Below are 10,945 nucleotides of genomic sequence, written 5' to 3' on the forward strand. Positions count from 1 at the left end.
GGGAAATATCAAGCCCGTCCGGCGATTGAGGACAAAAGGGGGCCCGGGGGCAACGCCCCCGGTTTCGGGAAGGGGCGGGGTGGGGGACAAGCCAAAGGCCCCGGCCACGCACCACGACCAGCGCGCGCGCACCCGGGGCCCCAGCCAGACCCGGACCAACCTCAGTCCTCGCTACCCGCATCCGGCAGCTTGCCCTGGATCAGATCCATGACCGAGGAGTCGGTCAGTGTCGTGACGTCGCCCATTTCGCGGTTCTCCGCGACATCCCGCAGCAGCCGCCGCATGATCTTGCCGGACCGCGTCTTGGGCAGTTCCGCGACCGGCAGCACCCGCTTGGGCTTGGCGATCGGCCCGAGGACCGTACCGACGTGGTTACGGAGCTCCGCGACCAGCCCGTCCGATTCCGAGGCCGTGCCGCGCAGGATCACGAAGGCCACGATCGCCTGGCCCGTCGTCTCGTCGGCCGCACCGACGACCGCCGCCTCGGCGACCGCCGGGTGGGAGACCAGCGCGGACTCGACCTCGGTCGTCGAGATGTTGTGGCCGGAGACGAGCATGACGTCGTCGACGCGGCCGAGCAGCCAGATGTCGCCGTCGTCGTCCTTCTTGGCACCGTCACCGGCGAAGTACTTGCCCTCGAAGCGCGCCCAGTAGGTGTCGATGAACCGCTGGTCATCGCGCCAGATCGTCCGCAGCATCGACGGCCACGGCTCGGTCAGCACCAGATAACCGCCCCCGCCGTCCGGGACCTCACGCGCCTCGTCGTCGACGACGGTGGCCGCGATGCCCGGCAGTGCGCGCTGCGCGGAGCCCGGCTTGGTCGCGGTGACGCCGGGCAGCGGCGCGATCATCATCGCGCCGGTCTCGGTCTGCCACCAGGTGTCCACGATCGGGCACTTGCCGGCACCGATGTGCTCCCGGTACCACATCCACGCCTCGGGGTTGATCGGCTCGCCGACCGACCCGAGGACCCGCAGCGAGGACAGGTCGAACTTGGCGGGGATGTCGTCCCCCCACTTCATGAACGTCCGGATCAGGGTCGGCGCCGTGTAGAGGATCGTCACCCCGTATTTCTGGACGATCTCGAAGACGCGCCCCTGGTGCGGGGTGTCCGGGGTGCCCTCGTAGATGACCTGGGTGGCGCCGTTGGCGAGCGGCCCGTAGACGATGTACGAGTGCCCGGTGACCCAGCCGATGTCGGCGGTGCACCAGTAGACGTCACTCGAAGGCTTGAGGTCGAAGACCGCGTGGTGGGTGTAGGCGGCCTGGGTGAGGTAGCCGCCGGAGGTGTGCAGGATGCCCTTGGGCTTACCCGTCGTACCGGACGTGTAGAGGATGAACAGCGGCTGCTCGGCCTCGAAGGCCTCGGGGGTGTGCTCGGCGGACTGGCGGGCGACGATGTCGTGCCACCAGACGTCGCGGCCCTCATTCCATACGACGTCCTGGCCCGTGCGCCGTACGACGAGAACGTTTTCGACCTGCGGGCACTTGGTGACGGCCTCGTCGATCGCGGGCTTCAGTGCCGAGGGCTTGCCGCGCCGGTAGCCGCCGTCGGAGGTGATGACGAGCTTGGCGTCGGCGTCCTGGATGCGGGAGGCGACGGCGTCGGCCGAGAACCCGCCGAAGACGACCGAGTGGGCGGCTCCGATCCGGGCGCAGGCGAGCATCGCGACGACCGCTTCGGGGATCATCGGCAGATAGACGGCGACCCGGTCGCCCTTGCTGACGCCCAGCTCGGTGAGGGCGTTCGCGGCGCGCGACACCTCGTCCTTGAGCTCGGCGTAGGTGATGGCGCGGCTGTCGCCGGGCTCGCCCTCGAAGTGGATGGCGACGCGGTCGCCGTTGCCTGCCTCGACATGGCGGTCGACGCAGTTGTACGCCACATTGAGCTTGCCGTCCGCGAACCACTTGGCGAACGGCGGGTTCGACCAGTCCAGCGTCTCGGTCGGCTCGGTCGCCCAGCTCAGGCGCCGGGCCTGCTCGGCCCAGAAGCCCAGCCGGTCGGCCTCGGCCTGCTCGTACGCCTCCGCGGTGACGTTGGCGTTCGCGGCCAGCTCGGCGGGCGGCGCGAAGCGACGCTCCTCCTTGAGCAGGTTGGCCAAGCTCTCGTTGCTCACGACATCGCCCTTTCCAGAAAACCTTCGTGTCCCAGGCCATACCTCATCAGCCCGTGACGTCCCCTGACAAGAGCTCACGGCAAGAAATTGGTTTAGACCTATGCGGGAGCAACCTGCGCGAAGATCCCCTCCACCTCGTGATCGTGGGCATCGGTGAGCAGATAGGCCTGGGCCTCGCCCACGTGGAAGTACATGCCGTGCAGCTGCAGCGTGCCCTCGGCCAGCCGCTTCGCCACTGCTTCATGGGCCCGCAGATGCTCCAGTTGCTGCACCACATTGGTGATGCAGAGCTGTTCCACCGCGTCGGTGGGCAGCCGGCCGGAGATCCGCGCCCAGGAGTAGTGCCGGCTCCTCATCCGCTCCAGGCTGGGCAGCCCGTGCCGCAGCCAGCGGCGCAGCGGTGTCATGGGGGCGTCGGGGCTCGCGTTGAGCAGTGCCTGCATCGCACCGCACCCCGAGTGCCCGCAGACGGTGATCGACTCGACCCGCAGTACGTCCACCGCGTACTCGATGGCGGCCGCGACCGAGTCGTCCGAGGCCTCCTCGCCGGGCATCGGCACCAGATTCCCCACGTTCCGTACGGTGAAGAGATCACCGGGGCCGCTGGACGTGATCATGCTGGTGACCAGGCGGGAGTCGGAGCAGGTGAGGAAGAGCTGGGTGGGGCGCTGGCCCTCGCGGGCGAGGCGTGCCAGTTCCTCCCGTACCAGCGGCGCCGTGTTGCGCTGGAACGAGCTCACCCCACTGGCCAGTTGACGGCTTCGGTGCCGCTGCTCGGGGCGGTGGTCGTCGCAGTGGTGGTTGCGCCACGGTGTCCACGGCCGGCAGCAGGTGTGCGCGCCGGTCGCGGGCTCGGCGATCCGGCCCCCTGCACGCCCCGTGACCTCGACCCGGCCGCCCTGGGCGGTGTGCGACTCCTGCCAGTGCTGCAGCGTCTCGTACGCGGCATGATCCATGAACGATCCGTCCAACTCCACGACCACATGGGCCCCCTGTGGAATGTGCGCGAGCGTACGGCTCAGTTGTGGCACGGCGAGGAACGTCAACTGCCCGCGTGCCCGCACCCGGTGGAGCCCGCTCTCCTCTTCCGTGCAGATGATCCGTGTCCTGGCCAGCCGGTGCAGGGCGACGCCGACGGCCACCGCGATCCCGAGCACCACACCCTGCAGTACGCCGAGGAGCACGACCCCGCAGACCGTGGCCGCGTACACCAGGAACTCGCGGTGCTTATGGACGTTGCGGATGTGCGCGAAGTTGACCATCTGGATGCCGACCATCATCACGAGCGCCGCGAGCGCTGCGAGCGGGATCCACTCCAGGACCGTGACCAGCAGGCCTGCGGCCAGCAGTACCCACACTCCGTGCAGCACGGTCGAGGCGCGGCCCGTGGCGCCTGCCCTGACGTTCGCCGTGCCGCGGACGGCGCCGCCAGACACCGGCAGCCCGCCGATCAGCCCGGACACCGCGTTGGCGATGCCCTGCCCGCGCAGCTCCCGGTCGAGGTCGGCACGCTTTCCCGTGGTGCCGGGCCGGTCCGCGCCCATCTTGTCCACGGCCACGGCGGAGAGCAGCGACTCCAGGCTGGCCACCAGCATCACCGTGAAGACGGCCGTGATCAGCCCGAGGACCGGCCCCTGCGGCATCTCGGGCAGCGCGTGCGAGCTCCAGGACGGCAGGTCCACGCGGGCGATGCCGGGTGCCGCGAGGGCGGCCACGGCGGTGGCCAGGACGACCGAGGCGAGCGCGGCGGGGATTTTCCGCAGCGCTCTGCCCGTACGGCCGGGAAGGCGAGGCCAGCCCACCAGTACGGCGATGGTGAGGGCCCCGATGAGTGGTGCGGCGGGGCCGACGCGGGCGAACTGCCCCGGCAGGGCGAGTGCGTTGTCCAGGGCCGAGCTCTGCGGCATTCCGCCGAGGACGATGTGCAACTGGGCCAGTGCGATGGCGACGCCGATGCCGGCGAGGGTGCCGTGGACGATCGCGGGGGAGACGGCCAGGGCGCCGCGCGCGGTGCGGAGCGAGCCCAGGACGATCTGGAGCAGGCCCGCGCAGACGGTGATGGCGCAGGTGGTGCGCCATCCGTACACCTGGATCAACCCGGCTGTCACCACGGTCAGTCCGGCGGAAGGGCCACTGACCTGGAGGGCGGATCCGCCGAGCAGTCCGGCGACGATCCCGCCGACGGCGGCGGCGACGAGGCCTGCTTCCAGCGGGGCGTTGATGGCGACCGCGAGTCCCAGCGACATGGGGACGGCGATCAGGAAGACGGTGATCGAGGCGGAGAGGTCGGCCCCGGCGATACGGAGCCCGAAGCGCGGCCGGCGGCCGCCCCCGCCGGGGGGCGGGGAGTGGGGGCGATGGGAGCGCTTGGGGCTCCGCAGACGAGGGCGGTGGCGAGTGCGAGTGGGGGCGCAGGCAGACATGGTTACCCGTCTCCTCCGGGGCGGCGCGGTCGCGGACAAGTGGTGACGCGGCCGTGGGTCACGGCGTGCAGCGGCGGGATTTATCAACTCTCGGTAAACGAATCGTAATGCAGAGTAAAGATCGGGGCTGGGTAATACGGACAAATAGCGCAATGGTTCACCCGATTCAGTGACTGTGTCGCCGCGCGACGGTCAAGCCGAGGGGCAAAGGTGGGCGCATGATGGCCACCACCCGAAAAATCGCACTCTGGTCGGTTTCCACAGCGCTGCTCGCCGGCGCCGCAGGCTGTTCGGGAGCGGAGCAAGCCGCCCCCGGGGAGAAGAAGGGCGCGGCCGCTGCCCAGCCGCACAAGGCCCCGGCCGCGGCTCCGGTCCGCCTGATCGGCGACGGCTCCACGGCGTACACCGGAGCCCAGCCTCACCTGACGCGTCCCGAGCGGCTGAAACCCGGGCAGCAGCCCCCACAGTTCGTGGTGTTCTCCTGGGACGGAGCGGGTGAGGACAGCCAGAAGCTCTTCTCGCACTTCCGCAAGGTCGCCAAGGAGAGCAACGCGACGATGACGTACTTCCTCAGCGGCGTGTACATGTTGCCGACCGAGAAGCGGGACCTCTACTCCCCGCCGCGCCACTCCCAGGGCCGCTCCGACATCGGCTTCAACGACATCAAGTCGATCCGGAACACCGCTGAGCAGGTCCGCGGGGCCTGGCAGGAGGGCAACGAGATCGGCACCCACTTCAACGGCCACTTCTGTGGTCCTGACGGCGGGGTCGGCACCTGGTCCGTACCGGAGTGGCAGAGCGAGATCCGCCAGGCCAAGTCCTTTGTGAAGACCTGGAAGTCGACGACTGGCCTGCGCCACGAGAAGCCGCTGCCCTTCGACTACGAGCAGGAGCTCGTCGGCGGTCGCACCCCGTGTCTGGAGGGGCAGCAGAACATGATGCGGGCCGCCCGGACGATGGGCTTCCGCTACGACTCCAGCGGTGTCGGCACCCAGGTCTGGCCGCAGCAGCGCGAAGGCATGTGGGACATCCCGATGCAGACGGTGCCCGTGCCGGGCCGGGCCTTCGAGACGCTCTCGATGGACTACAACTTCATGTTCAACCAGTCGGGGACGGTGCACGGCGACCCGTCGAAGCACGCCTACTGGGGCAACCAGATGCGCGACGGCCTCGAGCAGGCGTTCAACCGTGCGTACACCGGCAACCGTGCCCCGCTGATCATCGGCAACCACTTCGAGTCCTGGAACGGCGGCACGTACATGCGCGCCGTCGAGGAAGTGATCCGCACGGTCTGCACGAAGAAGGACGTGCACTGCGTGTCCTTCAAGCAGCTGGTGAACTGGCTGGACAAGCAGGACCCGGCGACGGTCGAGAAGCTCAGGAAGCTCGAGGTGGCGCAGAAGCCCAAGGCGGGCTGGGCAACCTACCTGGCCGCCCAGCCGCAGCATGCGGACGTCAGGACGCCGCAGCACCACTGAACTCGGCCGCCTGCTCGCTGAGTACGAAAGCGGGGTCGACCTGGGCAGCCAGGTCGGCACCCGTTTTTTCGTTGCCCCAGCTCTCCGCGTTCTTCAGGTGGAAGTGCACCATCTGACGCGTGTAGCGCTCCCAGTCGCGGAACTCGTACGAATCCTCGGCCGCGTCCTGCAGAGCCTGCAGGGCCAGCCGGTTGTCCGCCTCCAGGAGCTCGAAGCGGGGCGGGCGGCCCTTCTCCATCGCGCGGACCCAGTCCGAGTGCCCGACGGTGACCAGCAGGTCGTCACCGACCTCGGCGCGCAGGAAGTCCCGGTCGTCCTGGTCGCGCACCTTGTTGCCGACGACCTTGAGCGCGATCCCGAAGTCCCGTGCGTACTCCTTGTACTGGCGGTAGACCGACACTCCCTTGCGAGTCGGCTCCGCCACCAGGAAGGTCATGTCGAAGCGGGTGAACATCCCCGACGCGAAGGAGTCGGAGCCCGCCGTCATGTCGACGACCACGAACTCCTCGGGCCCGTCGACCAGATGGTTGAGGCAGAGCTCGACCGCGCCGACCTTGGAGTGGTAGCAGGCCACGCCCAGGTCGGACTCGGTGAAGGGGCCCGTCGCCATCAGCTGGATCTCGCCGTCGTCGAGCTGCACGGGGCGTGCGCAGGCGTCGTACACCGGATTGCTCCCGGTGATCCGCAGCAGGCGCGAGCCCTCGCCCGGCGGCGTCGTTTTGATCATCGTGTCGGCGGAGGCGATCCGGGGATTGGAGCCGCGGAGGTAGTCCTTGATGAGGGGGAGGTGCGCGCCCATCGCAGGGAGTGCGGCGGCCTCCTCCTCGCCCAGGCCGAGGGCCGCGCCCAGGTGCTGGTTGATGTCGGCGTCGATGGCGACGACAGGGGCTTCGTTGGCGGTGAGGTGGCGGATGAAGAGCGAGGACAGCGTGGTCTTGCCGCTGCCGCCCTTCCCCACGAAAGCGATCTTCATGTTCACGAAGGGTAGTCGCACGACTGCGGTGAGTGGGTGCTCCACGTGAAGAAGACCACTCCAAGGTGGGGCGGGCGACGGGGGCGCGTAGCCTCCCTACTTATGAGTACGCCTTCATCCGATTCGTCCGATCCCCTTGCCGCACTGGGCTCGCTGCCGGGTGCCGGCGATGCCGTGGCCTCCGTACGCAAGGCCGTGGACCAGATCTACGGGCACCGCATCATGCGGCGCCGCAGCAACGAGATCACGGCGGAGGCGGCGCTGCGCGGCTCGCGCGGTTCGGCCGCTCTGGCGGGGGCGGACTGGGCGCTCGAAGAGGTACGGCGGCGTACCGACTTCAGCGGCGAGGCCGAAGCCCGGACGATCGGGGCCGCACTGCGGCTGACCGCCGAGGCGGGCCAGCTGCTCTCCATCTGGCGGCAGTCGCCGCTGCGCGTCCTTGCCCGGCTGCATCTGGTGGCGGCGGGCGGCGTGACGCCGGAGGACACCGTGGGCCGGCCGCGTCTCGCCGGCGAACCGGTGGACGAGCCGCTGGTCGAGCTCCCCGTGCCGGGTGCCGACGAGGTCGCGGGGAGGCTGGAGGGGCTCTCGGAACTGATCATCGCGGGGAGTTCGGCGCCGGCGCTGGTCACGGCCGCGGTCGTGCACGGTGAACTGCTCGCGCTGCGCCCCTTCGGTTCGTACAACGGACTGGTCGCGCGTGCCGCCGAGCGGATCGTGCTGATCGGCAGCGGGCTCGACCCGAAGTCGATCTGCCCGGCGGAGGCCGGTCATGCGGAGCTGGGGCGGGCGGCCTATGTCGCGGCGCTGGGCGGCTACACGTCGGGGACGCCCGAAGGCATGGCCGCCTGGATCACGCACTGCGGGCGCTCGGTGACTCTCGGGGCGCGGGAATCGACAGCCGTCTGTGAGGCACTGCAGCGGGGCGCCGCCTGACAGGTACGGGCCGGAAAAGGGTTGCGGCGGTACCGATTCGGTACCGCCGCTGGCATGTCTGCCGAGTTACCAAGCGTCCTCGAAATATGCCCATCAGGTCGGGGTCTTATGCCCGTTACCTGGTGCGGCTGGCCCGTAATCGACGGGTCGACGTCGCGTGGGTGCTCAACTTCCATGCTCGGTCCGTGGGGCCTTACTGCGTGTTCAGGTGATCCTCTCGGATGTCCTTGGTCTCGCGGGCCGTTGAATCCTTTGTACTCCTGATGCCGGGGAAGCGGAACCCCTGGCTGCACTTCTTTACTTTTGGGTTCAAATACGGGCAAATGCATCGCGCCGTCGGCTGGCCCTGTTCACGTACCAGACAAGGCCCGCGGTCGCCGCCGCCGCGCCCACCGCGGCCGCCGCCACCAGGGCGGGCCGGGGCGGGATCCTGAAGCCGGGCAGCCGCTGCTTCAGCCTGACCGGGCGGCTGAAGGCGAGTACCGGCCAGTCGCGGGCCGTCGCCTCGCGGCGCAGCGCGCGGTCGGGGTTGACCGCGTACGGATGGCCGACCGATTCGAGCATCGGGACGTCGGTGGCCGAGTCGCTGTACGCGTAACAGCGCGCCAGGTCGTAGCCCTCGGATGCGGCCAGCTCCTTGACCGCTTCCGCCTTGGTGGGCCCATAGGCGTAGTACTCCACCTCGCCGGTGAAGCAGCCGTCCTCGCCGACGACCATCCGGGTCGCCACCACGCGGTCGGCGCCGAGAAGCTCGCCGATCGGCTCGACGACCTCCGCGCCCGAGGTCGAGACGATCACCACGTCGCGGCCGGCGGCGTGGTGCTCCTCGATCAGGGAGGCGGCCTCGTCGTAGATGATCGGGTCGATCAGATCGTGGAGTGTCTCGGCGACGATCTCCTTGACCTGCTGGACATTCCAGCCTTTGCAGAGCGCGGAGAGGTACTCGCGCATCCGCTCCATCTGGTCGTGGTCGGCGCCGCCCGCGAGGAACACGAACTGTGCGTACGCGGTACGCAGCACGGCCCTTCGGTTGATCAGTCCGCCTTGGTAGAAGGACTTGCTGAAGGTCAGCGTCGACGATTTGGCGATGACCGTCTTGTCGAGGTCAAAGAAGGCTGCGGTCCGCGGAGAGGAGTGGTTTTCCACGAGGCCGAGCATAGGCGCCCACCATTCGGCGTACTCTGTGGCGCGTGGGTTTGCCTGAGAAGGCCTTCGGGTACACCATGGAAGTCACGGATCGTTCGCGACCGTGCTACCCCGGTTTGGCTCCTCCCCCCCCGAGCCGAACCGTGGGGACGACCCCAGCTCTCCCCCCCGGCTGGGGTCGTCGCATGTCCGGACGTATTTTCGGCTCCGGTCTCTTCTTCGCCACTCTCCGGTCTCCTTCGCGGCCCGCTGCGCCGTCGACTTCCTCTGACCATGAAGACTCGTGACGGTGTGTAGTGGTTGCGCTGCGCTCCGGAAGTCGCTGGAAAGAGTGGCGGACATATTCACAAACGCTGGGTTGTCCACAGTTTTTCAGCAAGATCCACTCAATTTCCCGGATCCCTGCACGGTGATTTCGAGCCCGAACTTCGCGGCTCGAATCAATCGCAGTGAGAGGGGGCGGAGATCGTGGCTGGATCCATCACGCCTGATCGTCTGTCGGCCGCAGGGAAGAGCAGAGGCGGACCGCTGATCGTCACCGAGGATGCGGAACTCCTCGACGATCTGCTGAGGCTGTGCGCCGCGGCCGGAGCGGAACCGGAAGTTCATCACGGGGTGCCCGACCGCAAGGGCGGCTGGGAGTGTGCGCCGCTGATTCTGGTGGGCGGTGATGCGGCATCCCGGGTGCGTGGGGCCGCCCGCAGGCCCGGCGTGTATCTCGTGGGGAAGGACCAGGACGATTCCGACGTCTGGCGCCGTGCCGTGGAGATCGGCGCCGACCATGTGCTGATGCTGCCCGACGCGGAGGGCTGGCTCGTCGAGCGGATCGCCGATGTTGCCGAAGGGGTCGGGAAGCAGGCGCTGACCGTCGGAGTGATCGGCGGGCGGGGCGGGGCAGGCGCCTCGACGCTCGCCTGCGCGCTGGCGGTGACCGCTGCCCGCAGTGGACAGCGGACGATGCTGATCGACGGGGATCCGCTCGGCGGCGGTCTGGACGTACTCCTCGGCGGCGAGCAGGCGAAAGGGCGGCGCTGGCCGGATTTCGCCCGGTCCAAGGGACGGGTCGGCGGGGCCGCGCTCGAGGAGTCGCTGCCGCTGCTGCACGCGCTGCGGGTGCTCAGCTGGGACCGCAAGGACGCGGTGACGATCGCACCGGATGCCATGCGCACGGTCCTGGCAGCCGCACGCAGGGGCGGCGGGGTGGTCGTGGTGGATCTGCCGAGGCGGGTCGACGAGAGCGTGGCGGAGGCGCTGGCACAGCTCGATCTGGGGCTGCTCGTGGTGCCCGGGGAACTGAGGGCCGTCGCGGCGGCGGGACGGGTGGCCTCGATGGTGTCCATGGTGCTCACCGACCTGCGGGCGGTGGTGCGCGGGCCCTGTGCGGCGGGGCTCGACGAGGAGTGGGTCGCCCGGGCGCTGGCGCTGCCCCTCGCCGGTGAGCTTCCCGTGGAGGAAGGGCTGTTGGAGGCGCAGGCCGGCGGTGCGCCACCGGGGAGCAGAGCGCGGGGGCCGCTGGCCCGCTTCTGCACCGCGTTCTGGGAGCAGGCGCTGGCCGGGGGTGGGGTGGCATGAGTGCGGGACTTCTGGAGGCGGTGCGGCAGCGGCTGGCGGAGAGCGGGGCCGAACCGACACCGGCCAGGGTGGCGGCGGCGCTGCGGGAACAGGGGCGGCTGCTGGGGGACGCCGAAGTGCTGGGTGCGGCCGATGAGTTGCGGTCGGAGCTGGTGGGGACGGGGCCGCTTCAGGCGCTGCTCGCCGATCCCCGCGTAACGGACGTGCTGGTGGCCGGGCCCGACCGGGTGTGGGTCGACCGGGGCGGTGGGCTCGAGTTGACGGAGGTGGTCTTCGCGGATGCGGGCGCCGTGCGGCGCC

The 10,945-nt window shown here is 69.4% G+C and carries 7 protein-coding genes and 1 pseudogene; 4 read left to right on the forward strand and 4 right to left on the reverse strand.

Annotation, left to right across the window (positions count from 1 at the left end; all coding sequences use genetic code 11):
- Positions 1–161: 161 nt before the first annotated feature.
- Both acs and J0695_RS25270 read right to left on the reverse strand, forming a co-directional pair.
- Positions 162–2,117 (reverse strand): acetate--CoA ligase, encoded by a 1,956-nt coding sequence (gene acs, locus J0695_RS25265; RefSeq protein WP_206965584.1) that lies wholly within the window; start codon positions 2,115–2,117, stop codon positions 162–164.
- A gap of 98 nt (positions 2,118–2,215) precedes the next feature.
- Positions 2,216–4,540: a SulP family inorganic anion transporter gene (locus tag J0695_RS25270; protein WP_206965585.1), complete on the reverse strand. Its 2,325-nt coding sequence runs from the start codon at positions 4,538–4,540 to the stop codon at positions 2,216–2,218.
- 218 nt (positions 4,541–4,758) lie between these two features.
- Between J0695_RS25270 and J0695_RS25275 the strand changes: the two genes are divergently transcribed.
- Complete coding sequence (locus J0695_RS25275; RefSeq protein WP_206965587.1) at positions 4,759–6,018, forward strand: polysaccharide deacetylase family protein; 1,260 nt, start codon at positions 4,759–4,761, stop codon at positions 6,016–6,018.
- Here J0695_RS25275 and J0695_RS25280 read toward each other — a convergent pair.
- Positions 5,996–6,991 carry an ATP-binding protein gene (locus tag J0695_RS25280; protein WP_206965589.1) on the reverse strand — a complete coding sequence of 332 codons (996 nt, stop codon included), beginning with the start codon at positions 6,989–6,991 and terminating at the stop codon, positions 5,996–5,998. The genes J0695_RS25275 and J0695_RS25280 overlap by 23 nt on opposite strands.
- A 102-nt stretch (positions 6,992–7,093) precedes the next feature.
- Here J0695_RS25280 and J0695_RS25285 point away from each other — a divergent pair, with 102 nt between their 5' ends.
- On the forward strand, positions 7,094–7,927 hold the full coding sequence (locus tag J0695_RS25285; protein ID WP_206965591.1) for a Fic family protein: 834 nt from the start codon (positions 7,094–7,096) through the stop codon (positions 7,925–7,927).
- 309 nt (positions 7,928–8,236) lie between these two features.
- Here J0695_RS25285 and J0695_RS25290 read toward each other — a convergent pair whose 3' ends face one another.
- The gene (locus tag J0695_RS25290) at positions 8,237–9,085 is read right to left on the reverse strand and encodes an HAD family hydrolase (RefSeq protein ID WP_206965593.1); all 849 of its coding nucleotides are present in this window, start codon (positions 9,083–9,085) and stop codon (positions 8,237–8,239) included.
- Positions 9,086–9,541: 456 nt separating this feature from the next.
- Between J0695_RS25290 and ssd the strand changes: the two genes are divergently transcribed.
- Together ssd and J0695_RS25300 are read left to right on the forward strand one after the other, a co-directional pair.
- The gene (gene ssd, locus J0695_RS25295; RefSeq protein WP_206965596.1) at positions 9,542–10,645 is read left to right on the forward strand and encodes a septum site-determining protein Ssd; all 1,104 of its coding nucleotides are present in this window, start codon (positions 9,542–9,544) and stop codon (positions 10,643–10,645) included.
- Positions 10,642–10,945 (forward strand): annotated as a pseudogene (locus tag J0695_RS25300) (TadA family conjugal transfer-associated ATPase); the annotation flags it as partial. The gene ssd and the pseudogene J0695_RS25300, both read left to right, overlap by 4 nt.

Source organism: Streptomyces beijiangensis, assembly GCF_017315755.1.
Classification (GTDB): Bacteria; Actinomycetota; Actinomycetes; order Streptomycetales; family Streptomycetaceae; genus Streptomyces; species Streptomyces beijiangensis.